This is a genomic window from Agromyces sp. 3263 (assembly GCF_031456545.1).
GTDB lineage: Bacteria > Actinomycetota > Actinomycetes > Actinomycetales > Microbacteriaceae > Agromyces.
Genome location: NZ_JAVDUV010000001.1, coordinates 1639706 through 1664171 on the forward strand (window position 1 = coordinate 1639706; position 24466 = coordinate 1664171).

24 protein-coding genes and 3 tRNA genes are annotated in these 24466 nt (G+C 69.4%); 13 read left to right on the plus strand and 14 right to left on the minus strand.

Going from position 1 to position 24466, the window contains the following annotated elements; genetic code table 11:
- Positions 1-32: 32 nt before the first annotated feature.
- Positions 33-1349 carry an extracellular solute-binding protein gene (locus J2X63_RS07460; RefSeq protein ID WP_309975667.1) on the minus strand — a complete coding sequence of 439 codons (1317 nt, stop codon included), beginning with the start codon at positions 1347-1349 and terminating at the stop codon, positions 33-35.
- Between the two features lie 287 nt (positions 1350-1636).
- Here J2X63_RS07460 and J2X63_RS07465 point away from each other — a divergent pair, with 287 nt between their 5' ends.
- Entirely contained in the window at positions 1637-2644 is a 1008-nt protein-coding gene (locus J2X63_RS07465; protein WP_309975669.1) for a LacI family DNA-binding transcriptional regulator, read from the plus strand.
- 8 nt (positions 2645-2652) lie between these two features.
- Here J2X63_RS07465 and J2X63_RS07470 read toward each other — a convergent pair whose 3' ends face one another.
- The 3 genes from J2X63_RS07470 to J2X63_RS07480 form a co-directional block, all read right to left on the minus strand.
- Positions 2653-3696: a LacI family DNA-binding transcriptional regulator gene (locus tag J2X63_RS07470; RefSeq protein WP_309975671.1), complete on the minus strand. Its 1044-nt coding sequence runs from the start codon at positions 3694-3696 to the stop codon at positions 2653-2655.
- Between the two features lie 39 nt (positions 3697-3735).
- A complete protein-coding gene (locus J2X63_RS07475; RefSeq protein ID WP_309975673.1) occupies positions 3736-4182 on the minus strand; it encodes a DUF3237 family protein in 447 nt (148 codons plus the stop codon).
- 135 nt (positions 4183-4317) lie between these two features.
- Positions 4318-4404, minus strand: a tRNA-Leu gene (locus J2X63_RS07480).
- Positions 4405-4817: 413 nt separating this feature from the next.
- Between J2X63_RS07480 and J2X63_RS07485 the strand changes: the two genes are divergently transcribed.
- The 9 genes from J2X63_RS07485 to pknB all read left to right on the plus strand — a co-directional run bounded on the left by J2X63_RS07485 (position 4818) and on the right by pknB (position 17057).
- Complete coding sequence (locus J2X63_RS07485; protein ID WP_309977850.1) at positions 4818-5627, plus strand: beta-phosphoglucomutase family hydrolase; 810 nt, start codon at positions 4818-4820, stop codon at positions 5625-5627.
- Entirely contained in the window at positions 5624-8140 is a 2517-nt protein-coding gene (locus J2X63_RS07490) for a glycosyl hydrolase family 65 protein (protein WP_309975675.1), read from the plus strand. The genes J2X63_RS07485 and J2X63_RS07490 overlap by 4 nt, the downstream gene beginning before the upstream one ends.
- Before the next feature lie 65 nt (positions 8141-8205).
- Positions 8206-8952, plus strand: a complete 747-nt coding sequence (locus J2X63_RS07495) for a DUF3662 and FHA domain-containing protein (protein WP_309975676.1) — start codon at positions 8206-8208, stop codon at positions 8950-8952.
- The gene (locus J2X63_RS07500; RefSeq protein WP_309975678.1) at positions 8949-9521 is read left to right on the plus strand and encodes an FHA domain-containing protein; all 573 of its coding nucleotides are present in this window, start codon (positions 8949-8951) and stop codon (positions 9519-9521) included. The genes J2X63_RS07495 and J2X63_RS07500 overlap by 4 nt, the downstream gene beginning before the upstream one ends.
- 5 nt (positions 9522-9526) lie before the next feature.
- Positions 9527-10759 (plus strand): protein phosphatase 2C domain-containing protein, encoded by a 1233-nt coding sequence (locus tag J2X63_RS07505; protein ID WP_309975680.1) that lies wholly within the window; start codon positions 9527-9529, stop codon positions 10757-10759.
- A 70-nt stretch (positions 10760-10829) separates the two neighbouring features.
- Positions 10830-12164 (plus strand): FtsW/RodA/SpoVE family cell cycle protein, encoded by a 1335-nt coding sequence (locus J2X63_RS07510; protein WP_309977851.1) that lies wholly within the window; start codon positions 10830-10832, stop codon positions 12162-12164.
- The gene (locus tag J2X63_RS07515) at positions 12161-13615 is read left to right on the plus strand and encodes a penicillin-binding protein 2 (RefSeq protein ID WP_309975681.1); all 1455 of its coding nucleotides are present in this window, start codon (positions 12161-12163) and stop codon (positions 13613-13615) included. Before J2X63_RS07510 ends, J2X63_RS07515 begins: the two co-directional genes overlap by 4 nt.
- Positions 13612-15309, plus strand: coding sequence for a protein kinase domain-containing protein (locus J2X63_RS07520; protein ID WP_309975684.1), 1698 nt, complete (start codon positions 13612-13614; stop codon positions 15307-15309). The genes J2X63_RS07515 and J2X63_RS07520 overlap by 4 nt, the downstream gene beginning before the upstream one ends.
- Positions 15310-15362: 53 nt before the next feature.
- Entirely contained in the window at positions 15363-17057 is a 1695-nt protein-coding gene (pknB, locus tag J2X63_RS07525; protein ID WP_309975686.1) for a Stk1 family PASTA domain-containing Ser/Thr kinase, read from the plus strand.
- A 69-nt stretch (positions 17058-17126) separates the two neighbouring features.
- Here pknB and J2X63_RS07530 read toward each other — a convergent pair whose 3' ends face one another.
- From J2X63_RS07530 to J2X63_RS07540, 3 genes are read right to left on the minus strand one after another with little or no spacing between them, the layout of a single operon-like run.
- The gene (locus tag J2X63_RS07530) at positions 17127-17765 is read right to left on the minus strand and encodes a glutamine amidotransferase-related protein (RefSeq protein ID WP_309975688.1); all 639 of its coding nucleotides are present in this window, start codon (positions 17763-17765) and stop codon (positions 17127-17129) included.
- Complete coding sequence (locus J2X63_RS07535) at positions 17762-17920, minus strand: hypothetical protein (protein ID WP_309975690.1); 159 nt, start codon at positions 17918-17920, stop codon at positions 17762-17764. Before J2X63_RS07535 ends, J2X63_RS07530 begins: the two co-directional genes overlap by 4 nt.
- Positions 17921-17923: 3 nt before the next feature.
- Positions 17924-18727 (minus strand): class E sortase, encoded by an 804-nt coding sequence (locus J2X63_RS07540; RefSeq protein ID WP_309975692.1) that lies wholly within the window; start codon positions 18725-18727, stop codon positions 17924-17926.
- 71 nt (positions 18728-18798) lie between these two features.
- On the opposite strand from J2X63_RS07540, the gene J2X63_RS07545 reads away from it, so the two are divergent.
- Positions 18799-19038, plus strand: coding sequence for a cell division protein CrgA (locus tag J2X63_RS07545; RefSeq protein WP_148733012.1), 240 nt, complete (start codon positions 18799-18801; stop codon positions 19036-19038).
- A 157-nt stretch (positions 19039-19195) separates the two neighbouring features.
- Here J2X63_RS07545 and J2X63_RS07550 read toward each other — a convergent pair whose 3' ends face one another.
- Positions 19196-20059 (minus strand): rhomboid family intramembrane serine protease, encoded by an 864-nt coding sequence (locus tag J2X63_RS07550; RefSeq protein WP_309975696.1) that lies wholly within the window; start codon positions 20057-20059, stop codon positions 19196-19198.
- 7 nt (positions 20060-20066) lie between these two features.
- A complete protein-coding gene (locus tag J2X63_RS07555) occupies positions 20067-20606 on the minus strand; it encodes a peptidylprolyl isomerase (protein ID WP_309975698.1) in 540 nt (179 codons plus the stop codon).
- 119 nt (positions 20607-20725) lie between these two features.
- On the opposite strand from J2X63_RS07555, the gene J2X63_RS07560 reads away from it, so the two are divergent.
- A complete protein-coding gene (locus J2X63_RS07560) occupies positions 20726-21268 on the plus strand; it encodes a hypothetical protein (RefSeq protein ID WP_309975700.1) in 543 nt (180 codons plus the stop codon).
- A gap of 611 nt (positions 21269-21879) precedes the next feature.
- On the plus strand, positions 21880-22128 hold the full coding sequence (locus J2X63_RS07565) for a hypothetical protein (protein WP_309975702.1): 249 nt from the start codon (positions 21880-21882) through the stop codon (positions 22126-22128).
- A gap of 162 nt (positions 22129-22290) precedes the next feature.
- Here the strand turns inward: J2X63_RS07565 and J2X63_RS07570 are convergent, their stop codons facing one another.
- The 5 genes from J2X63_RS07570 to J2X63_RS07590 form a co-directional block, all read right to left on the minus strand.
- Positions 22291-22758 (minus strand): NUDIX hydrolase, encoded by a 468-nt coding sequence (locus J2X63_RS07570; protein ID WP_309975704.1) that lies wholly within the window; start codon positions 22756-22758, stop codon positions 22291-22293.
- A 39-nt stretch (positions 22759-22797) separates the two neighbouring features.
- A complete protein-coding gene (locus J2X63_RS07575) occupies positions 22798-23685 on the minus strand; it encodes a hypothetical protein (protein WP_309975706.1) in 888 nt (295 codons plus the stop codon).
- A 116-nt stretch (positions 23686-23801) separates the two neighbouring features.
- A tRNA-Ala gene (locus J2X63_RS07580) sits at positions 23802-23874 on the minus strand.
- A 42-nt stretch (positions 23875-23916) separates the two neighbouring features.
- Positions 23917-23990, minus strand: a tRNA-Ile gene (locus tag J2X63_RS07585).
- Between the two features lie 65 nt (positions 23991-24055).
- Positions 24056-24460 carry a DUF3566 domain-containing protein gene (locus J2X63_RS07590; RefSeq protein WP_159601224.1) on the minus strand — a complete coding sequence of 135 codons (405 nt, stop codon included), beginning with the start codon at positions 24458-24460 and terminating at the stop codon, positions 24056-24058.
- Positions 24461-24466: the final 6 nt, after the last annotated feature.

The following is a 24466-nucleotide window of genomic DNA, read 5'->3' on the forward strand; positions in this document are numbered from 1 at the left end:
CTGGTGGTGCGGGTGGGGTGGATCGGCGGCTGCTAGCCGGCCAGTTCGGACACGGCCGAGCCCCACTGCTCGTTGAGCTGGGCGAAGTACGAGTCCTTGTCGCCGTCGGCCTCGCCGCGCGCGATGTCGATCAGCTTCTGGCGGTAGATGTTGCCCCAGACGTCGACCTGCGAGAGGTCGGCGGTGTCGCTGAACAGCGACTCCTCACCCGCGGGCGCGGGGCTGAGCTCGACGAGCTCGACGCCGCTCTCCTCGAGCGTGCCGAGGTTCTCCGGCAGCGCGGCCGACTTCACGGCCGAGATCATGCCCTGCGTGTCGGTGAAGCCCGACTCCTCGATCAGCCAGTCGAGCCACGCCTTCGCGGCGGCCGTGTGGCTGGAGTTCTTGTTGACGCCGAGGTAGTAGTCGCCGGCGATGGTGGCGTACTGCTGGCCGCCCACGTTGGTCGGGAAGGGCATGAATCCGACGACGTCCTTCGAGACGCCGGCGTCCTCGGCCGCGGCCTGGAACTGCGAGATCGCCCAGGAGCCGAGCACCATGCTGCCGATCTTGCCGGTGGCGAAGTCGCCCTTCGACTGCTCCCAGTTGGTGGTGAGCGGGTCCTCCTCGGTGAGTCCCTCGTGCACGGCGTCGAAGAGCAGCGAGTCGAGGGCGTAGATGTCGGTGCCCTCGGTCCACGGCTCCTCGTCGTGTGCCATCGCGGTCTGCGCGTCGGGGTCGCCGCTCACGGCGCCGACGATGTTGGTCCACTGGCCGCCGAGTGGCCAGCCGTCCTTGTAGTTCGTGTAGAGGGGCACGGCGCCGGTGCCCTTCACGGCCTCCAGGGCGGCGAGGAAGTCCTCCTCGGTAGCGGGCGTCTCGGTGACGCCGGCGTCGGCGAACACCTCGGTGTTGTAGAGCACGCCGTTGGCGTTGCCGCCGAGCGCGATGCCGTACTGCACGCCGTCGACCGTCTTCGGCGCGAGGAAGCGGTACGTGTCGGCGAGGTCGTCGGCGTCGCCGAGGGCCTCGAAGAAGTCGGGATACTGCGAGGGCGTCACGCTGTTGGGGATCAGCAGCACGTCGCCGTAGCCGTTGGGGGTGCTGAGGCGCGTCGTGACGTCGTCCTCGTAGTTCGTGATCGCCTCGACCTTGACGTTGACGTCGGGGTACTCCTTCTGGAACTCGGCGATGTACTCGTCCCAGGTGCCGTCGGTCTGCAGGTCGGTGCGGTTGGTGAGGAACGTGATGTCGCCTTCGACCTCGCCGGAATCTCCGCCGTCGCCGGATCCGCTCGCGGTGCACGACGTCAACAACAACGTCGCTGCGGCCACGGCGGCGAGGCCGACGATCGCCTTGCGTGATGCCATGTGAACTCTCCCTTGTGTGTGGTCACCCTCGGTGTGGACCGGTGAGGGTGCCCTCAACGGCGGGGTGGCAGGGACACCATAGGATGAACTTAAGCGCTTTAGCAAGCCTGGATGTCAGCGTTGTCTTGTTCTGTCCCACGCGTAGAGTGCGAGCAGATCTCGACGATGAACAGGGGTTCCAGCCGTGGATCATCACCAATGCGACTCCGGATGTCCCGTCGAATGTCCGTCGTCGGACATCGCCGTATCTCCGACGGAGCGCGCCGCGAGCACGAGAGAGGCCGACCATGACGATCCAACAGCGGGCCACGCTCGACGACGTCGCGCGCCTGGCCGGGGTCAGCGCCAAGACCGTCTCGCGGGTGTACTCCCACCGCGACCAGGTGGCGCCCGACACCGCCGACCGGGTGTTGAGCGCCGCGAAGCGCCTGCGGTTCCGGCCGAACACCCTCGCGCAGAACCTCCGACGCGGTGGCGGCTCCTCCACCGTCGGCTTCATCATGGGCGAGATGCTCAACCCCTTCTACTCCACGGTGGCGGCCGGCATCGAGCGCGAGCTCTCGGAGCACGGGTTCACGCTGATCGTGGCCACCACCGACGACTCGGTCGAGGGCGAGGAGCGCGTGGCCGACACCCTGCTCGCCCAGCGCGTCGGCGCGCTGCTGCTCATCCCGGTCGGCGAGGACCAGTCCTACCTCGAAGGCGAGCGGCAGCTCGGCACCCCGGTGATCGCGATCGACCGTCCGGCTCGCAACCTCGTCGCCGACTCCGTCGTGCTCGCCAACCGGCAGGGCGCCCACGCCGCGACCTCGGCGCTCGTCGGGCACGGGCACCGGCGCATCGCCTACGTCTGCAATCCGGCATCCGCCTACACGCAGTCGGAGCGGGTGGCCGGCTACCGGGCCGCCCTCGACGAGGCGGGACTCAGCGGATCCGAACGGTGCGAGCGGCTGCTCGACGACCCGGCGACCCCGCCCGACGAGGTCGTGCGGGAGCTGCTCACCCGGCCCGAGCCGCCGACGGCGATCATCGCGGGCAACAACCGCATGTGCATCGGCGCCCTGCGCGCCATCCGCGACCTCGATGATCCGCCCGCCCTCATCGGCTTCGACGACTTCGACACCGCCGACATCCTCGGAGTCACCGTCGTGGGCCACGATCCGCTCGAGATGGGGCGGCAGGCGGCGCGCCTGACCATCGAGCGGATGCAGCAGCCCACCGGATTCACCGTGCAGCTCGAGCTGCCCACGCACCTCGTCCCGCGCGGCAGCGGCGAGCGCCCACCTGTGACCTGATCGGCCGGTTACGCGTGGGCGGCCGGTGGGCGGCCTGCGGATGCCGCGGCCGGAGCCGGCCCGGTCGACGCGCGTTCCACGAGCCGGGGCGTGGCGTCGAGGAATGCGCCGGGCTCGGCGCCGTCGACGAGGTCGAACAGCCGCCGCGCGACGTGCGAGCCGTAGGCGCCGACGTCGCGGCTGAGCGCCGTGAGCTTCGGGAACGTGTGCTCGCAGAGCACCGAGTCGTCCCACGCGATGATCGACACGTCCTGCGGCACCGAGAGGCCGAGCTCCATGGCCGTGCTCAGGCCGGCGACGGCCATCACGTCGTTGTCGTAGATGATCGCCGTCGCCCGCTCCGCGTGCTCGAGCACCGAACGCGTGGCCACGGCGCCCGACTCGGGGCGGTAGTCCGTGCGAGCGAGCAGCGGCTCCAGGCCGAGCGTTCCCATCTCGTCGAGGAACGCCGCGTCTCGCGACTGCGTGTGCGCGAACCGATCGACGCCCGCCACTCGGGCGATGCGGCGGTGACCGAGGTTCGCGAGGTGGCGCACCGCCTCCCGCATCGCCGCGTCGTCGTCGGTCGACACGCTCGTGAGCCCGTTGGCGACGGCGGCATCGCCGACCACCACGGTGGGCAGCGCCCCGGGCTCCGAGCACAGCGCCACCCGAGGGTCGTCGACCGCCAGGTCGACGAGCAGGATCCCGTCGACGCGCCGCGCGGCACGCCACTTGCCGATCGTGGCGAGCTCGTCGGCTCCCGACGGCACGACCTGCAGCAGCAGTCCGTACCCGCGTCGGGCGAGCTCGGCCTCCATCCCGGCGATGAAGCGCATGTAGAAGGTCTCGACGCCGAGCATGCGGGGGTCGCGGGCGAGCACCAGCCCGAACGTCTCGGTCGTCGACACGGCGAGCGATCGCGCGGCGGTCGACGGCGCCCAGCCGAGCTCATCGGCGACGCCGAGCACCCGCTCCCGCGTGGCCTCCGACACCCCGGGTCGCCCGTTCAGCGCGAACGACACCGCCCCGATCGACACCCCGGCCCGCTCGGCGATGTCCGTGATGGTCACGCGCGGGTGCTTCCGGCCGGTCCTGCTCACCCCTGCACCCTAACGCTCCGGCGCGATGGGCTCCCACACCAGCTCGGCGACATCCAGCACGAGCTCCGGACCCGATGCTCCATCGACGGGAGACCGCACCTCGCCGACGCAGACGCAGACGACGTCATTCAGCCGCCGGTAGTCGGGGTGGTCGCTCGTGTGGAACACCGAGCCCACCACCTGCCGCCGGCCCGCGGGGTGGGCGCGACCATAGCCGTGCAACTCGAACATGATCGTCGCCGCGTCATCCGTCTCGATGACGCCCCGCAGGTCAGGGCGGAACGGCCCCTCCTCGGTACGGCGCAGGGGGAAGTTGGCGCCGTGGAGCCGGCCGCTCACCCCGCCCTCGCAACGCCCTTCGGCCAGGTAGAAGTGCTGCTGCCATCCACCCTCGAGCTCGACCTGCCATCCGGCTGGATAGGTGAAGGTCAGGCGATACAGCGGCTCGAGTCTCATCGTCGTCCGCCTCCCCGTCGCGCGCCCGCGCGCCTTCGCCGTCCGTTGCGCGTGTCCGGCTCACACGGTAGCGGTCCCCCCGCGGACGCGACAACGGCCCGGCACCTCGATGAGGTCCGGGCCGTTTCGTTCCGGTGGTGCGCGAGGGGGGACTTGAACCCCCACACCCTTGCGAGTACTGGCACCTGAAGCCAGCGCGTCTGCCAATTCCGCCACTCGCGCACGTGCGGATGCACCGAAGTGCGTCCAGCCACGAGAGCCTAACATCTCGGGGCGCGCAGCACCATTCGAGGCCCTCGGCACCGCGGACACCGTGTCGTGCGCCACGCGGCCGGGTGGTCCCGGCATCCGAAATGCAGGAAGAACCGGGCGACACGCCGGGTGACGGATGCCGCGGCGCGGCGTTTCGCGCAGATTTTCCTCCATCTCGGCGCGCGCGCATCGAGCGGATGCCGCGAGGACCCTCCGTGATTCCTCAGAGTCCGACTCCGGCCTCGCGCTCCCCCGCCGCCGGGAATAGCATCGATCTGCGGTACCGGTGCCCTGACCGATTCGACGAAAGGACGGCGGTGACCTCGCCAGACTCCTCCCCCATTCCCTCCTCGCCCGAAGGCCAGTCCCCCCGACGCGGCCCGATCCATCCGGCCGACGTCGATCTCGGCGGCATCCGCGGCTGGCTCTTCGACCTCGACGGCGTGCTCACGCCCACCGCCGTGGTGCACATGCACGCCTGGTCGCGCCTGTTCACGCCGTTCCTCGAGGCGCACGACGCCGCCCCCTACTCCGACGACGACTACTTCGCCTACATCGACGGCAAGCCGCGCTACGACGGCGTGCGTTCGCTGCTCGAGAGCCGCGGCATCGTGGTCGACGAGGGCGACGTGACGGATGCCGCGACGCTCGACACCGTGCACGGGCTCGGCAATCGCAAGAACGACGCCTTCAACGCCACCCTCGCCGAGGAGGGCGTCGAGCCGTACGCCACGAGCGTCGCCCTGCTCGACGCCGTCATCGCGTCCGGCGCACAGGTCGCCGTCGTCTCGAGCTCGAAGAACGCGCCCCTCGTGCTCGCGGCCGCCGGGCTCGCCGACCGCTTCGAGGTCGTCGTCGACGGCGCGGTCGCGGCTCGCGAGGGCCTGCCGGGCAAGCCCGAGCCCGACACGTTCGAGCGAGCGGCCGAACTGCTCGGCCTGCCGACCGAGGCGTGCGTGGTCGTCGAGGACGCGGAATCGGGCGTGAAGGCCGGCGCGGCCGGAGAGTTCGGTATCGTCATCGGCGTCGATCGCGGCGTCGGCCGTGAGGCGCTCGAGGAGCTCGGCGCCGACGTGATCGTCGACGAGCTCGACGAGCTGATCCCCGCGGTGGAGCGCGCCGCAGCGGCATCCGGAACCGACGACACCACCCCCACCCCCGCCCCAGGCTCCACCCGAGAGGACCGTCCATGAGGTTCGCCGACCACGACCCGCTGAACCGGAACCGGTTCCCCATCGACGAGTGGGCGCTGATCGAGACCGAGTTCGGCGTCGCCGACATGGGCCGCACCGAGACGCTGTTCGCCGTCGGCAACGGGTACCTCGGCCTCCGCGGCAACGTGGAGGAGGGGCGCGACGGCCACATGCACGGCACGTTCGTGAACGGCTTCCACGAGACGTGGCCCATCCGCCACGCCGAGGAGGCGTTCGGGTTCGCGCGGGTCGGGCAGACCATCGTGAACGCGCCCGACGCGAAGGTCATCCGCCTCTACGTCGACGACGAGCCGCTCGTGCTGACCATCGCCGAGATCCTCGCGTACGAGCGCCGGCTCGACTTCCGCCTCGGCTCCCTGCAGCGCTCGATCGAATGGCGCACCCCGTCGGGCAAGCGAGTGCTCATCACCAGCCGTCGCATGGCGTCGTTCACCGACCGGCACCTCGCGCTCATCGACTACGAGGTCGAGATGCTCGACGCCGACGCGGCGATCACCATCTCGAGCCAGATCCTGAACCGCCAGGACGGGCGCGACGAGTACCGTTCGGGCGTGAGCGAGGCCCCGGCCGGCTTCGACCCCCGCAAGGCGGAGCAGTTCATCGACCGCGTGATGCAGCCGCGGGTCAAGCGTGCCGAGGGCTCCCGCTACATGCTCGGCTACCAGACGACCAACTCGGGCATGACGATCGCGGTCGGTGCCGAGCACTCGATCACGACCGAGAACGACTACTCCGAATCCGGCTCCATCGGCGACGACCTCGCCAAGCACATCTACCGGGTGCACGCCCGGCAGGGCAAGCCGATCCGCATCACGAAGACGATCAGCTACCACACCGCGCGCACCGTGCCCGCGCGCGAGCTCGCCGACCGCAGCGACCGCACGCTCGACCGCGCGGCCGAGCTCGGCGTCGCCGAGATCTTCGCGCAGCAGCGTGCCTGGCTCGACGACTTCTGGGCGCGCTCCGACGTGCAGATCACCGACCAGCCCGAGCTGCAGCAGGCCACGAGGTGGAACCTCTTCCAGCTCGCGCAGGCCACCGCGCGCACCGACGGCGACGGCGTCGCGGCGAAGGGCGTGTCGGGGTCGGGCTACGGCGGCCACTACTTCTGGGACAGCGAGGTCTACGTCCTCCCGTTCCTCAGCTACACGGCGCCGATCGTCGCACGCAACGTGCTGCGCTTCCGGCAGCGGATGCTCGACGCCGCCCGCGCCCGCGCGATGGAACTGAACCAGCTCGGAGCCCTGTTCCCCTGGCGCACCATCAACGGCCAGGAGTCGTCGGCCTACTACGCGGCGGGCACCGCGCAGTACCACATCGACGCGGACATCTCCTATGCGCTGTGCCAGTACGTGGCGGCCACCGGCGACGTGGACTTCCTCGCCCGCGGCGCGATCGACATCCTGGTCGAGACCGCACGCATGTGGGAGGACCTCGGCTTCTGGAGGTCCACCAACGCCGACGACGTGTTCCACATCCACGGGGTGACCGGGCCCGACGAGTACACGACCGTCGTCAACGACAACCTGTACACGAACGTCATGGCGCGGTTCAACCTCGCCTCGGCGGCATCCGCGGTCGACAACCTGCAGGTGAACGATCCGCTGGCCTACCACAAGATGGTCGCGCGGCTCGGGGTCACCCCCGCGGAGGTCGCGAGCTGGCGGCGCGCTGCGGCCCACATGCACATCCCCTACGACGAGCAGCTCGGCATCCACCCGCAGGACTCGGCGTTCCTCCAGAAGGAGCTGTGGGACCTCGAGAACACGCCCGAAGACCGGCGGCCGTTGCTGCTGCACTACCACCCCCTCGTCATCTACCGCTTCCAGGTGCTGAAGCAGGCCGACGTGGTGCTCGCGCTCTACCTCCAAGGCGACCGGTTCACGACCGAGATGAAGCGCGCCGACTTCGAGTACTACGACCCGCTGACCACGGGCGACTCCACGCTCTCGGCGGTCGTGCAGTCGATCATGGCCGCCGAGGTCGGGTACCACGAGCTGGCGATCCGGTACTTCCGTTCCGCGCTCTACGTCGACCTCGCCGACCTGCACCACAACGCCTCCGACGGCGTGCACGTCGCCTCGACCGGCGGCGTGTGGAGCGCCCTGGTGTCGGGGTTCGGGGGATTCCGCGACCACAACGGCGTCTTCACGTTCGACCCGCGCCTGCCCGACGAGTGGACGGAGCTGGTGTTCCGCATCACCCTGCGCGGCACCCGGCTGCGCGTGACGCTGCATCCGCAGTCGATCGAGTTCACCGTCGAGGTCGGCGACGAGGCACGGGTGCGGGTGCGCGGCGCCGAGGTGCTGGTGACCGCCGAGGGCGGCCCGGTCGCGGTGCCGCTCGAGGGCCAGGGGCCGCGGCTCTACGGCGCCCCGACGATGCGCGACGTCACCGGCTCGCGACGCGCCGACGGCACGTATCTCACCGCGTCGATCCCGACGCTCTCGCTCGACGTCGACGAGGAGGAAACGGCGATTCCGGTCGACTGAACGAGGGGGTTCTCAGCCGCTGCGGCTAGCATGTCACACAATCACGGAACGGGATCGGGAGACCTGTGGGCCTACTGGACAACTTCGAGAAGGGTCTCGAACGCGCGGTCAACGGCGCCTTCGCGAAGACCTTCCGCTCGGGGCTGCAACCCGTCGAGATCACCGCGGCGTTGAAGCGCGAGATCGACACGAAGGCCGCAGTGGTGTCACGCGACCGCGTGCTCGTGCCGAACATGTTCACCGTGCGGATGTCGCCGACCGACCACGACCGCATGGCCGGCCTCGGCCCCGCCCTCATCGACGAGCTCACCGATCTCGTGCAGAAGCACGCTGCCAGCCAGCGCTTCCAGTTCGCCGGCGGCATCTCGATCAGCCTCCGGCCCGACGAGAGCCTCGCCGAGGGCATGGTGCAGGTCGACTCGAGCAACGTGAAGGGCCAGGTCGCGTGGACGCCCGTGCTCGACGTCGCCGGCAAGCGCTACCCGATCCTGAAGGGCCGCACGGTGATCGGGCGCGGCAGCGAGGCCGACGTCACGCTCGACGACTCGGGCGCCTCGCGGCGGCACGTCGAGGTGCAGTGGGACGGCACCCGGGCGCGCGTCCGCGACCTCGGGTCCACGAACGGCACCCAGCTGAACGGCGCTCCCGTGAAGGACTCGGTGCTCGAGCCCGATTCGGTGATCACGATCGGCCGCTCCCGCATCGTCTTCCGCGTCCTCGCGCAGGCCTCCGGTCCCGCCGCGGGTCGCCCCGCCGCCGACCCCGCCACCCAGCGCCACGACATGGGCGGGTTCTGGGGGCCCGGCGAATGAGCGAACTCACCCTCCTGGTCCTCCAGCTCGGATTCCTGCTGCTGCTCTGGGTCTTCATCTTCGCGATCGTCTACTCGCTGCGCAGCGACCTGTTCGGCCAGCGCGTGCGCAAGCTGCAGCCGGATGCCGCGGCCGCGTCACCTGCGCCCGCTGCGGCGTTCCCCGTGGCCGCCGCGGCGCCGGTCGCCGCAGGCGCATCGCCGTCCGCCCCGACCGCGGCCGTGTCGCATCCGGCCGCGCCGGCATCCGTCGGAGGCAACGAGACCGCCTCCACCGAGAACGCCACCCGCCTGGTGATCACGAGCGGGCAGAAGGCCGGCGCCGAGTTCCCGCTTGGACGCGACGAGATCACCATCGGCCGCTCCAGCGACTCGGCGATCATCATCCGCGATGACTACACCTCCACGCACCACGCCCGACTCATGCTGTGGAACGGCCGCTGGATGATCCAGGACCTCGACTCCACGAACGGCACCTTCCTCAACGGCTCCCGAGTGACCGTGCCGACGCCCATCCCGCTCGGAGCCACCGTCAAGGTCGGAGCGACGACGTTCGAGCTGCGGCGGTAGCGCCCATGGCCACGGTCAAGGCGAGCGCTGCGGTCTCGCACGTCGGACGGATCCGCGCGAACAACCAGGACTCCGGCTACGCCGGGCGCAAGCTGTTCCTCGTCGCCGACGGGATGGGCGGGCACGCCGGCGGCGACGTCGCGAGCGCGATCGCCACGCGGCGCATCGCGGAGGCCGACGACGACTACGAGTCCGCACCGGTCGCGGCGGCCGCGCTCGAGGGGGCCCTGATCGCGGCGAACCGCCAGCTCGCCGAGACCGTCGCCGAGCACTCCGAGCTCACCGGCATGGGCACGACCGTCAGCGCCCTGCTGCTCGACGGCGACCGCGTGGTCATCTCCCACATCGGCGACTCGCGCATCTACCTCCTTCGCTCGGGCGAGCTCAGCCAGATCTCGATCGACCACACCTTCGTGCAGCGACTCGTCGACGCCGGCCGCATCACGGCCGAGGAGGCGATGGTCCACCCCCGCCGGTCGGTGCTCATGCGCGTGCTGGGCGACGTCGAGGCCTCCCCCGAGATCGACTCGATGGTGCTCGACACGCGCGCCGGCGACCGGTGGATGCTTTGCTCCGACGGTCTTTCGGGTGTCGTGTCGTTCGACGAGATCCTCGAGATCATGGCGTCCGACGCCGGTGCCAAGCAGGTCGCCGATCGCCTCGTGAAGGCATCGCTCGACGGCGGCGCCCCCGACAACGTCACCGTCGTCGTCGTGGACATCGGCGATCCGCCCGCTCCCGCGACCCCGCCGCTCGTGGTCGGCTCGGCGGCGGCCCCACTCGCGTTCGGTGCGGCCGCCGAGCCGGCGCGTGCCCGCGGCATCCGTCTCGCGCCGTTCCGCCCGCACCCCGTGCAGGAGACCCACTTCGAGCCCGACTCGGCCGACTACTTCGACGAGCTCATCGAAGAGGACGCCCGCCGCCGCCGCCGACGCCGCCTGGTCTGGAGCTTCTGGATCGTGCTGCTCGTCGCGGCGATCGTGGCGGTGTTCGTGCTCGGCTACCAGTGGACCCAGACCCGGTACTACGTGGGCGAGTCCAACGGCCGGGTCGCGATCTTCCAGGGCATCCAGCAAGACCTCGGCCCCATCTCGCTGCACGAGCTCCACACCGAGACCACGGTCGACGTCGCCGATCTGCGCACCTACGACCAGCAGCGCGTGGAGCAGACCATCAGCGCCGGCTCGTTCTCCGAGGCGTACCGCATCGTGCAGCGACTGGAGGACTCCGTTGACTGACCGTGCCGGCCGCACCGCCGAGGCGTCGCCCGCCGGAGGGCCGCCCACGACTCCCGTGCGCCGCATCCGCATGCCGCAGAAGCTGCGCAACATGGAGCTCTGGCTGCTCATCGTCGCCTGCTTCATCAACGCCTCGGCGATCGTGCTCGTGCAGCTCGGTGCGATGGGGCACGTGGACACGCAGCTCGTGCTGCTCGGCGCGGGGCTGTCGGCCCTCGTCTTCGGATTGCATATCGCCATGCGCTTCGTCGCGCGCGACGCCGACCCCTTCCTGCTGCCGATCGCGACCGTGCTCAACGGGCTCGGCATCGCGATGATCTATCGCATCGACATCGCCGACGGCGAGACCGGGTGGGAGAGCGCCTCGGTGCGGCAGATCGCCTGGAGCGCGATCGCGATCATCGCCGCCATCGTGACCATCCTCGTCATCCGCAACCACCGGGTGCTGTTCCGCTACACCTACCTCTCGGGGCTCCTCGCGATCGTGCTGCTGCTGCTCCCCCTCGTGCCCGGCATCGGCCGCGAGGTGAGCGGGGCGAGGGTCTGGATCGGGTTCGGCGACATCGCGACCTTCCAGCCCGGTGAGATCGCGAAGATCGCCCTCGCCGTGTTCTTCGCGGGCTACCTCGTGCGCAACCGCGACTCGCTCTCGATGGTCGGGCGGAAGTTCCTCGGCATGCGGTTCCCGCGTGCTCGCGACCTCGGACCGCTGCTCGTGGTGTGGGCGCTGTCGATGGCGGTCATCGTCTTCCAACGCGACCTCGGAACGGCGCTCCTCTACTTCGGGCTGTTCCTCGTCATGCTCTACGTGGCCACCAGCCGGCTCTCGTGGGTCGTGCTCGGGCTGAGCCTGTTCATCGGCGGCGCCCTCGTGGCCAGCCAGACGCTCGACTACGTGGGCAACCGCTTCGCGAACTGGCTCGATCCGTTCAGCCCCGAGCGCTTCGACCAGGAGTTCGGCGGCAGCTACCAGCTCGTGCAGGGCCTGTTCGGCCTGGCGAACGGCGGTCTCATCGGCACCGGATGGGGCGAGGGCCGGCCCGACATCACGCCCGTGCCGCAGAGCGACTACATCATCGCCAGCCTCGGCGAGGAGCTCGGCCTCGCGGGCGTGTTCGCGATCCTCGCGCTCTACGTGCTCTTCGTCGCCCGCGGCTTCCGCATCGGGTTCGCCGGGCAGGACGACTTCGGCAAGCTCCTCGGCGTGGGCCTCGCCTTCGTGCTGGCGCTGCAGGTGTTCATCGTGGTCGGCGGCGTCACCCGCGTGATCCCGCTGACGGGCCTCACCACGCCCTTCCTCGCGGCGGGCGGCTCGTCGCTCGTCGCCAACTGGATCATCGTGGCGCTGCTGCTGCGGCTGTCCGACACCGTTCGCAACCATCCGAGGCTGGTGATCGACGGATGAATCGTGAGCTCAAGCGCGTGACGATCGTCGCGCTCCTCATGTTCCTCGCCCTGTTCGTCTCGTCGACGATCATCCAGTACGTGCAGGCCGACGCCCTCGCGGCCGACCCTCGCAACTCGCGCACGCTGTACGAGAGCTACTCCGTGGAGCGCGGGCCGATCCTCGTGGGCGGCGAGCCCATCGCCTACTCGACTCCCACCGACGACAACTACAAGTTCCAGCGCGTCTACACCCCGGGCGCGCTCTACGCGGCCGTCACGGGCTACATCCCGGTCAACGGTGAGGCCACCGGCCTCGAGCGATCGCTCAACTCCTACCTGAGCGGCCAGTCGTCCAGCCAGTTCTTCGACTCGCTGAACCGCATCATCTCCGGGCAGGACCCGATGGGGGCATCCGTCGAGGTGGCCATCGACCCGGTCGCCCAGCAGGCCGCGTGGGACGCCCTGGGCGACTACACCGGCTCGGTCGTGGTCACCGAACCGTCCACGGGGCGAATCCTCGCCATGGTCACGAAGCCGACGTACGACCCCAACACCCTCGTCGTGCACGACAGCGAGCAGGTGCAGGCCACGTACGACGCGCTCCTCGCCGACCCGAGCGACCCGCTGACCAACCGCGCGACGGGCGGCGACATGAACCCGCCCGGATCCACGTTCAAGCTCGTCGTCGTGGCGGCCGCCTTGGAGTCGGGCAAGTACACGCCCGAGTCGACGTTCCCCAACCCGGCGTCGCTGACCCTGCCCGGCACCGACGCAGTCGTCCGCAACTCCGGCGGCGGCACGTGCGGTCCCGGCGCCGAGGTGACCCTCGCCGACGCGCTCCGGCTGTCGTGCAACATCCCCATGGCCGAGCTCGGCATGGAGCTCGGCGACGCCGCGATCCGCGAGCAGGCCGAGAAGTTCGGGTTCAACCACGAGTTCGAGATCCCCACGGCGACCGAGCCCAGCGTCTACCCGCGCGCGCTCGACGAGCCGCAGACGGCACTCACCGCGTTCGGCCAGGGCGACGTGCGTGCGACTCCCCTGCAGATGGCGATGGTGTCGGCCGCGATCGCCAACGGCGGCATCGTCATGGAGCCCGATCTGGTCGACGCGATCACGGCGCCCGACTTCTCGCCGCTGCAGGAGTTCGAGCCGGTCGAATACGGCCGTGCGATCAGCCAGGAGACGGCTGCCACCATGGTGCAGATGATGACCAACGGCGTCGAAAACGGGGCTGCGAGTAATGCAAGAATAGACGGCGTCAGCGTGGCCGGTAAGACCGGTACCGCAGAGAACGGAGAGAGTGACCCCTACACTCTCTGGTTCACGGGTTTTGCCCCCGCCGACGACCCTCAGTATGCGATCACGGTACTCGTGGAGGATGGCGGGGGACTTGGTCAGGAGGGGTACGGCAATCTCATCGCCGCACCCATCGCAAAGCAGGTACTAGAGGCGGTGCTGAACAAATGAGACCGAGCGCAGGGCTCACCTTCGGAGGGCGCTACGAGCTGCAGTCCCGGATCGCCATCGGCGGTATGGGCGAAGTGTGGCAGGCCACCGACCTCGTGATCGGCCGCCAGGTGGCGATCAAGATCCTGAAGGATGAGTACCTCGGCGACCCCGGATTCCTCGAGCGCTTCCGCGCCGAGGCCCGGCACGCCGCACTCGTCAACCACGAGGGCATCGCGAACGTCTTCGACTACGGCGAGGAGGACGGCAGCGCCTACCTCGTGATGGAACTCGTGCCCGGCGAGGCGCTCTCGACCATCCTCGAGCGCGAGCACGTGCTCTCCACCGACAAGGTGCTCGACATCGTCGCGCAGACGGCGGCGGCGCTTCAGGCCGCGCACGCAGCCGGCCTCGTGCACCGGGACATCAAGCCCGGCAACCTCCTCATCACGCCCGACGGGCGGGTGAAGATCACCGACTTCGGCATCGCCCGCATCGCCGACCAGGTGCCGCTCACCGCCACCGGCCAGGTCATGGGCACCGTGCAGTACCTCTCGCCCGAGCAGGCCTCGGGTCACCCTGCCTCGCCGACCACCGACATCTACTCGCTCGGCATCGTCGCGTACGAGGCCCTCGCTGGCCGTCGCCCCTTCACGGGCGAGTCCCAGGTCGCCATCGCGATGGCGCAGATCAACGAGACGCCGCCCGACCTCCCCGTCACCGTGTCCGAGCCGGTGCGCAACCTCGTCTACGCCTGCATCGCCAAGAACCCCGCCGACCGTCCGCAGTCGGCGGCGCACCTCGCACGCGCGGCCACCGCCCTGCGGCGTGGCGACGTGCAGGGCGCTGCGGCCGCGGTGCCCGCGGTGCTCGGCGCGGCCGGGCTCACCGCCGCGACGATGCTCATGCCCCAGTCGGGCGCGACCGCCGCGACCACCGTGTTGCCGTCTGCCGCCGCCGGCGGGGTGGTCGACGCCGAGGTCATCGAGGACGAGCCCGCGAAGAAGAAGCGCAGCCCGTGGACGTGGCCCCTGATCGTGCTCATCGCGATCCTCGCGATCGTGCTCATCGGCACCATCATCGCCCTTGCCATGAACAACAACGGCGGCAAGGACCCCGCATCCACGTCGAGCCGCCCGACGGCGAGCACGACGACGACGACGACCCCGCCGACGAGCGCGCCGCCCACGACCGAGGCGCCGCAGACCATCCAGATCGACCGCAACTCCTACATCGGCATGAACGTCGACGATGCAGCCGCGCAGATCGAGGCGCTCGGCCTGCCCGTCGTCCGCGAGGCCGGCGGTGCTGCGACCGAGCCCGGACTCGCGAACACCGTCTCCGAGGTCAACCCGAGCGGCCCCGTGCAGCCCGGCACGACCATCACGCTGACGTACCTCACCGAGCCCGAGGCCCCGAGCGCACCGACGGCCCCACCGACCACGGCCACCAACCCGGTCAAGGCCAACGTCGGCCAGATCACGGTCAACTGGACGACCCAGTCGTGCCCGGCCGGGCAGACGCTGAGCGGCTACGAGGTCGCGGTCACCGGCGACGCCACCGTGCCGAACAATCCGGTCTTCGGTCCGGGCACCACCAGCGCCCAGGTCAACGTCAACAACACCCCGGGCGGGTCGTTCGACGTGACCTACCGCTACTTCTGCGGCCAGCTCGACTCGCCGTTCTCCCCTGCCCTCACGGTCGAGATCGAATAGCATCGGCGTTCGACCCTGACGGGCCCACGAGACGACAAGGACGGAGCTGCACGGTGAGCGATGAGGGACGCGTGCTCGCGGGGCGCTACCGCGTGGGCGCGCTCATCGGTCGCGGCGGGATGTCCGACGTCCACGTCGGAAGCGACACCCGGCTGGGCCGCCAGGTCGCCATCAAGCTGCTGAAGCCGCAGCTCGCGACCGATCCGGCCTTCCGCATGCGCTTCCGTCAGGAGGCGCAGTCGGCAGCCCGCATGGCGCACCCGACCATCGTGCGCGTGTTCGACGCGGGCGAGGAGACCGTGATCGACGGCCGCGGGCACGAGGTGCAGCTGCCGTTCATCGTGATGGAGTGCGTCGAAGGACGCCTCCTCAAGGACATCATCCACGACGGTCCGCTCGAGCCCGTTGCGGCAGTTCGCGTCATCGACGGGGTCCTGACCGCGCTCGAGTACTCGCACCGTGCCGGCGTCGTCCACCGCGACATCAAGCCGGGCAACATCATGATCACCACCACCGGCCAGGTGAAGGTGATGGACTTCGGCATCGCGCGAGCGGTGTCCGACTCGGCGACCACCGTCGCGCAGACCACGGCGATCCTCGGCACGGCGTCCTACTTCTCGCCCGAGCAGGCGAAGGGCGAGACCGTCGACGCCCGCACCGACCTCTACTCGACGGGTGTGGTGCTCTTCGAGATGCTCACCGGTCGCCCGCCGTTCCGGGGCGACACCCCGGTCGCGGTCGCGTACCAGCACGTGAGCGAGCGTCCGGTCAAGCCGAGCGTGATCAACCCCAAGGTCTCGCCGGCACTCGACGCCGTCGTGCTGCACGCCCTCTCGAAGAACCGGGAGCAGCGCTATCAGAGCGCGGCCGAGTTCCGGGCCGACGTCGACACCGCGGCATCCGGTCGTGTTCCTGTGCACCGCCAGCCCGATGAGGCGACGATGCTCTTCGGCGCACCCACCGGCTCCCTCTCCAGCTCGGAACTGGCACTGCGCCAGCTCACCGAGGACGAGACGATGACCCGCACCCAGCGCCGTCCGCCGGCCATCTGGATCTGGTCGGGCATCATCGGCGTCGTCGTGATCGTCGTGGCGGTCATGTACTGGGCGTTCAACCTCCAGCCGACCGACGATCTGCCGTCGAACGCGCGTGAGATCCCGGTGCTCACCGGCAGCACCTACGAGCAGGCGGTGCAGCAGCTCCAAGAACTGGGACTGCCGGCGACCCGCATCGACGAGTCCAACGACACCGTGCCGGCCGATCAGGTCATCCGCACCGATCCACCGAGCGGCGAGATCGTCGACACCGGCACGGCCGTCACGGTCTACGTGTCCACCGGCAAGGAGCCCGTGACGGTTCCCGATGTGCGCAACAAGCCGCTCGATCAGGCGAAGGCCGACGTGCAGGCGGCGGGGCTGACTCCGGGCACCGAGAATCGGGAGAACTCCCCCACGGTACCGGCCGACACCGTGCTCGGCACGACGCCCGAGGCGGGCACCTCCGCCGAGTCGGGGTCGTCGGTCGACTTCCGCATCTCGAGCGGACTCGTGACACTCACCGACCTGACGGGCCAGACCCTGTCAGCGGCGTCGTCCTACCTGTCCGCCGAGAACCTGCAGCTCACGCCGGTGCCCAAGCCCGACGCGTCGTGCAAGTCGCAGCCGGGCTCGCCGGTGACACAGCAGTCACTCGCGCCCGGGGACGTGCCGCAGAAGTCGTCGGTCGAGCTCACCTACTGCGCGGGCTGAACGATCGCGGGCCGACCCACCGCGGGCTGACCGAGCTCGCTCGGCTCGGTCTGATCTGCTCGGAATCGGTCAGCTCGCCCGCATCAGCGGGTTGAGGTGCGCTGCGCGCTCTCGCGCCGAGGGCAGTCCGGCGACGGCCAGCCAGTTGCCGAGCATCCGATAGCCGCCCTCGGTGAGCACCGACTCGGGGTGGAACTGCACCCCGAAGATGGGTGCGCTCTCGTGGCGCAGGCCCATGATCACCCCACCCTGCGTGCGGCTGGTGATGACGAGGTCGTTCGGCACGGTGCCGTCGACGACGGCGAGCGAGTGGTACCGCGTCGCCGTGAACGGCTGGGGGACCCCGTCGTAGAAGGCGCTGTCGTCGTGCGTGATGCGCGAGGTCTTGCCGTGCATGAGCTCCTCGGCGTTGGTGACCGTCGCACCGAAGGCCTCGGCGATCGCCTGGTGTCCGAGGCAGACCCCGAGGATCGGCTGCCCCGAGGCGAGCGCCGCGTTCACCACCGGGATCGAGACGCCGGCGTCCGACGGCTTGCCGGGCCCGGGCGAGATGAGCACCGCGTCGTACTCCGCGATCCGCTCGGGCACGTCGGTCAGGGCGATGTCGTCGTTGCGCACCACCTCGGTCTCGGCACCGAGCTCTTGCAGGTAGCCGTTCAAGGTGTAGACGAAGCTGTCGTAGTTGTCGACGACGAGTACTCGGGTCATGTATCCACCGTGACTTCGATCGGGTTGATGATGGCGTCGACCCAGGGGAACACCCAGGTGAAGAGGACGAAGACGACGGCGACGAGGAGGATGAGCACGAGGAGGATCCGCACCCACACCGGTCCGGGAAGCACACGCCACAGTGCACCGTACATGGCTCAGGACCCCCAGGTGGCGACGACGTCGGCGATCTCGGCCGGCGGACCGGCGGTGCTCGGCTGCCACGATTCGAGCACGCCGTAGGCGATGATGCGCTCCGCCGTGGAGTAGAGCGGGTTGCAGCTCGTGAGGGTCACGATGCGATCGGTCGGCTGCAGGTCGGGATGGTGCGGCACCGGCGCGAGCACGTCGACGGTCGAGGGGGTCACGTACTCGAAGTCGCGGAAGCGGTAGGTGTACCAGCCGTCGGCGGTCTGGATGTAGATCGCGTCGCCCAGCTGCAGCTGTTCGATCTCGTGCATGCCGCCGCCGTAGGCGCTGCGGTGCGAGGCGATCGCGAAGTTGCCCACCTGGCCGGGCATCTGCGTGCCGGGGTAGTGTCCGATGCCGAGCTCGGTGCTGTTCAGCACGTTCAGGCCCGTGCCCTCGGCCACGCGTCGCTGCGAGTCCTCGCCGAAGCGGGGCACGTACATCACCGCGAACGCCTCGCCGTCGTCGTAGGTGGCGGGCCCGACGACCGGGTCGCCGTACGCCGCGGGGTCTGGGGCAGGGGCGTCCCCGCGTGCCGCCCTGCCCTCCTCGAGCCATTCCGCGCCGAGGTCGGATGCCGCGGCCGACTGCTGGCTCGCCATGATCGCGTCGTTCCACCACAACTGCCAGCCGAGGAAGAGGAGGATCAGCGCGCCGGCCGTGAGCAGCAGTTCGCCGAGGACGCCGACGACGCTCACCCGCCGAGGGCGAGCTGCGCGCTCTGCGCGCGCGGCCGCGCGCGACGCGTGGCGCGGCGGCGGTTCGGCGGACATGAGGACGATTCTATTCGTCGCGGGCGACCCTCGGCTGGGAGTACCCGTCCGGCTCGGCTAGAATCGCCCGCATGGCACGTACGAAATCATCGAAGCCCGCGCGCGCGGAGCAGGCGAGCGGCGAAGAAGCCCCCAATCCCGTCTGGTTCAAGCCCGTCATGTTCGGCTTCATGCTGCTCGGGCTCGCCTGGATCATCGTCTTCTACGTGAGCCAGGGCCGGCTGCCGATCGCCGACCTCGGTTCATGGAACATCCTCATCGGCTTCGGCATCGCGTTCGTCGGGTTCCTCATGACGACGCGCTGGCGCTGACGCACGAGCACCGAGAGCGGGCGGATGCTGCGGCATCCGCCCGCTCTGTGCGTGTTCTCCACAGGTTATGCACACCCATGAATGTGCCCGTGTCCCCTGTATTGGCGTCAACTACAGCCGTGTAATTCTCCCCAGCTGTGGATGCGGCTGTGGATAACTAGAAGGCGCCGATCTTCCACCGGGCGACGACCGTGCCGATGACGAAGAGCACGACGGTGAGCCCGATGAGCAGGCCGATCTGCAGGCCGCGCCGCGATCGGCTGCGGGTCTCGAGGAGGATCAGCCCCACGAGCGCGCCACCGATCAGGCCTCCGAGGTGTGCCTGCCACGAGATATTGGCGCCCGGGATGAACCCGATGGCGAGGTTGATGGCCAGCAGGATGTACAGCTGCGTCATGTTGCCGCCGAGGCGACGCTGGATGACGACGAACGCGCCCATGAGGCCGAAGATCGCTCCGGACGCCCCGAGCACCTGCGTCGTCGGCGCAGCGAACACGACGACCCCGACCGAACCGGCCAGCCCGCTGATGAGGTAGAGCGCCAGGAATCGCACGCGGCCGAGCATCGGTTCGAGCAGTCGCCCGAAGATCCACAGCGTGTACATGTTCAGGATGATGTGCACGAACAGCGACGTCGAGTGCAGGAACACCGACGTGATCGCCCGCCACGGCTCGGGCAGTACCTCGGTCATGAAGACCGGACTGAAGAACAGCGCGTTCGTCACGCCGAGCCCGGGGATCCACTGCAGCAGGTACACCAGCGCGGTGATGCCGATGAGGGAATACGTCACCACCGGCGCGCCGCGCCCGGCGGCCGAGCGGACGCGCGTCCATGCCGCAGGCTTGGTGCGGGGAGCCGTCGCCCGCTGCTCCCGCATGCACTCGGGGCAGATCACGCCGACGGGCGCCTGGGTCTGGCACTCGGGGCAGATGGTGCGCCCGCACCGCTGGCAGAGGATGTAGCTCTGCCGGTCGGGATGCCGGTAGCAGAAGTTCGTGCGATCGGCGCCCGCGTCACTCACCGGAGCGTCAGGCCTGCTCGATCGTGATGCTCTCGATGACGACGTCCTCGAGCGGGCGGTCGCGACCGTCGGTGGGCACCGAGGCCAGCTTGTCGACGACGGCCTGGCTCGCGGCATCCGTCACCTTGCCGAAGATGGAGTGCTTGCCCTGCAGCCACGTGGTGGGGCCGACGGTGATGAAGAACTGCGAGCCGTTCGTGCCGCGCCCGCCCTGGATGCCGGCGTTGGCCATCGCGAGCACGTAGGGCTCGGTGAAGTCGAGCTCGGAGTTGATCTCGTCGTCGAACTGGTAGCCGGGGCCGCCCACGCCCTGGCCCAGCGGGTCGCCGCCCTGGATCATGAAGCCGGGGATGATGCGGTGGAACACGACGCCGTCGTACAGCGGGTCGTTCGACTTCTCGCCCGTGGCGGGGTGGGTCCACTCGATCTCACCGGTGGCGAGGCCGACGAAGTTCTTGACGGTCTTCGGGGCCTGGTGCCCGTACAGGTCGACCTTGATGGGTCCGAGGTTGGTGTTGAGGGTCGCGACTGCGGTGGGAATCGGCATGCCCTTATTCTGTCACGCGTGGATTCGTCAAGCGGCATGAAGGATTCCGACTCCCACCCCGTTTCCAGCCGTTTCGGTGGCAAGATGGAGGGGTTCGCTGCACAACGATGGAGGTCGAGATGAGCCTGTCACGCAAGCGCCGGAAGGAACTCAAGCGGCTGCGCAGCAGTGCGGAGGAACTTTGGGGGGTCCAGCAGGATGTGCTGGAGCGCGCCAATGACGTCGCACAGGAGGCCAAGCGTCAGCTCGGCCATCTGACGCGCGAGGAGGTCGTTCCGCGCGTGCGCACCGGCTACGAGAGCTACGTGCGTCCCGGAGTGGAGCAGGCCAAGGGCTACGTACGCGTCGCCGGCAGCTCTGCCGAGCGCACGCTGGGCAACGCACTCGGCTCGGTGCTCTCCATCGGCGACATCGCCAACGACGCGCGCGTTCGCCGTGCCGTCGAGCGCATCTCGCCGCGGGCCGCTGCGGTCGTCAAGGAGAAGAAGGGCACCGGGGTCGGCACCTACCTGGCGATCGGCGCGGGCATCATCGCCGCGGCCGGCGTCGCGTACGCCGTCTGGCAGACGTTCCGCGCCGACGACGAGCTGTGGGTCGCCGACGATGAGCCGACGCCGTCGACGAGTGCGACGACGAGCAGCTCGACGACCCCGTCGATCTGAGCTGAATTTCGAAGGCCCCGCCTGTGACACAGGCGGGGCCTTCGTCATGCCCGGATGCCTCTCACGGGAGCGCCGTGCCGGCGCCCACGCTCAGGGCTGGCACTGATTTCCGACGAATCTGGGAAATCGCCTTGCGTCGGGCCTGAATTCCCCGCTAGTCTCAACTCTCGGTCAGACACACGCAGAACCGAGAGGAGTTGATACCCATGATGCAGTCACAGCAGCCCATCTTCACGGCGCGGCGCACGGGAGTCCTCCTCACGCAGCCGGCCTGCTAGTTCGCCCCGTCGTCACGCGCTCCTGCGCCTGACCGGCACCGCGCCCCACACGGCGTGACCGCGCGGCATTCGTGCCGCGGCATCCGTCGCCTCGCGATCTGTTCGATCGTCGGGCCCACGGTCGCCACCGCGAATCGGGATCCTCCGATTCCCACTCCCCACTCCGCCATCGCGCCTCGCGTGCCCGGAGTCTTCGACGTGCGTTGCTCGCGCCCGGTCCGTCCGCGAGCCGCCGGTACCACCGCACACCGCACCACCGACGGACCACTCGCTCGCTCGGCACCGTGTCGACGGGCTTCATCTCCCGCACCACCATCCAACGAAGGAATCACCGTGAACACGAGTTCTCTCACCGCCGGTTCGGCTCACCAGGGCCAAGCCACCGAACTGCGTGCCCAGGCACGCCAACTGCACGAGCGACTCGCGCGTCGTGCGGGTCTCGCGCTGCTCGCGTGGACCCGCCGACAGGACGAGCGCCGTGCGCATGACGCGGTGCACCTGCGCCGTCACACCGCTCGGGCAGCCGAGCGTGCACACCAGGACCAGTACCGTCTGGTCACCCTCGCCACCCCGCTCGCCTGATCATGGGTAGCGGAATCACCGAGCCCCCCGCGGAGCGACCTCGTCTCGAGGACAGGATCCGCGGGGGCCTCGGCTGCACAGGCCGGCGTCGAGAGCGCATCAGCGGCCCTCGCCGCTGCGTCGTCGCCGCCGGCCTGCGCGCGTGATGCGACCCGTCGCTCGTCAGTCCTCGGCCGGAGTCGCCGGAGGGGCTGGCGGCGCCACGCCGTCGGCGGGCTCGGCTTCGTTGAGGCGAAGCCCGATGTCGAGCAGGCTCACCCGGTGCAACCGGGGCACCTCGGCGACCGGGAACCAACGCGCCTCATCGCTCGAGCCGCCCACCTCATTGCGGAGTTCGCCGGCGACCACCGTCGCGCGGTACACGATGCGCATGGCGTAGAGCGGATCGGTGCCCGAGTGGCGTCTGGCCGCGGGCACGACCATGGTGTCGATGCCGAGCAGTTGGTCGATGGATGCCTCGTAGCCGGTCTCCTCGAAGATCTCGCGCTTCGCCGCGGCGACGGGATGCTCCGCCTCCTCGATGCCACCCCCGGGCAGGGTCCAGCCCGACCGTCCGTGCTCGTTCCAGTGCGACAGCAGGATCTGCCCGTCGCGGATGATCACGCCATACGCGGCGATGCGGATGTCCATCCCGACACTGTACCCGTGGCCCCTCGCAGCCGGTCTGCGTCACCCGCCCCAGAAGATCCCGCCGCCGTGCGGCAGCAATGGCACGGCGAGGAACCGGAAGTCCGCGTGGGCGACCCCGAGCGGTTCGGCGACGCTCGAGTCGCTCGGCAGCAGCTCACCGGCGTCCCATGCGGAGTCCCCAGGCGCCCGCGTCTGCGACCAGACCGCGCGCGCCTGGGCTGGACTCAGCACGAAGCAGGCCGTCCCGGGACCTCGTTCGATGTGATGACCGTCCTGCCCGAGGTAGGGGCTGATGTCGTCGACCGCATCGACCGCGAAGCTGAGGACGCGGCCGGCACGGAAGAGCGCCTGCTGCTCGGGAGGCAGACGACGCCAGATCGATCCCACGTCTCCCAGCACCTCCCCGTGTCGGGAAGTGCCGTCCGCGTCGATCTTGCACACGGCGTACCGCTCGGGCCGGACGACATCGGGGATGGGGTCGGACCACGCCGAGGCAGGCACGCTCATGCTCAGGTAGAGCTCCAGATCCTGCGGCGCGAGGATCCCGCGGCGAATGAGGTCCACGCCGTGGAGGCTGAGATGGCGTTCGAGGATGGGGCCGACATCGCGATGGGAGAGCACCCGTCCGTCGTCGTACACGAAGATCCAGCCCTCGTGGATCCTGGCCCACACGGCGACGACTTGGGGCGTGTCCGCGGTTACGGGAGCCGCGGGTATCCCGTCGTGCACGGCGACGACGTCGGGTGTGGCCATGGTCGTGCGAGCCGCGGATGTCCCGTCGCCGGGCACGTCGGGCCCATCCGCCGGAGGGCCGGCCTGCCCCGCGACGATCGCGATCGCACCTGCTGCCAACGCGAGCGCCGAGGCCGCGGCGATCCACGCCAACCGGGCTCGCCCCGGTGGTCTCGGTGGTTCAGCGGTGATCATCGTCGCCTGCTCCAACTGATGAAGTCTCTTCATCAGTAGCACCAACAGATGTGAACCACGACCGAACGATCGGACGGGGTGCTGAGCGTGAGGCGGCCGGCATGCCGTGAATACTGTGGAGCCTAGGAGATTCGAACTCCTGACATCCTGCTTGCAAAGCAGGCGCTCTACCAACTGAGCTAAGGCCCCGGAGCGGATGCCGTGACATCCGCGGCTTTGGAATTATCGGAGTGGGGATACGAGGACTTGAACCTCGGACCTCTTCGTTATCAGCGAAGCGCTCTAACCGCCTGAGCTATATCCCCGAATTTCGGCCGAAGGAAAGACTACCTGACGCTGCAGGAATCTCCGAATCGAGCCGAGCCTCGCGTCAGTTGTTGGTGAACCCGACGAGCAGGCCGCCGGTGATCTTGACGCTGAGGTTGTAGAGCACGGCGATGATCGCGCCGAGCGCGGTGGTCACGACGAGGTTGAGCAGGGCCGCGACGACCGCGAAGCCCATGACGTTGCCGAGTGAGAGCACCGACGTGAGGTCGCCGCTCGAGCCCGCGACATCCTGCACCAGGGAGTTGACCTGCTCGAAGATGCCGGTGGAGCTCAGCACCGTATGGATGAGGAACGTCACGACGATGCTGATCACCGCGAAGCAGACGGCCACGAGGAACGAGAGCTTCACCGCCGACCAGAAGTCGATGTAGACCAGGCGCAGGCGCACCTGCTTTGCCGGGGGCCGGCGGTTGGACTTGCGGGCCAGCTTCTCGGCGACGCTACTCATAGACGG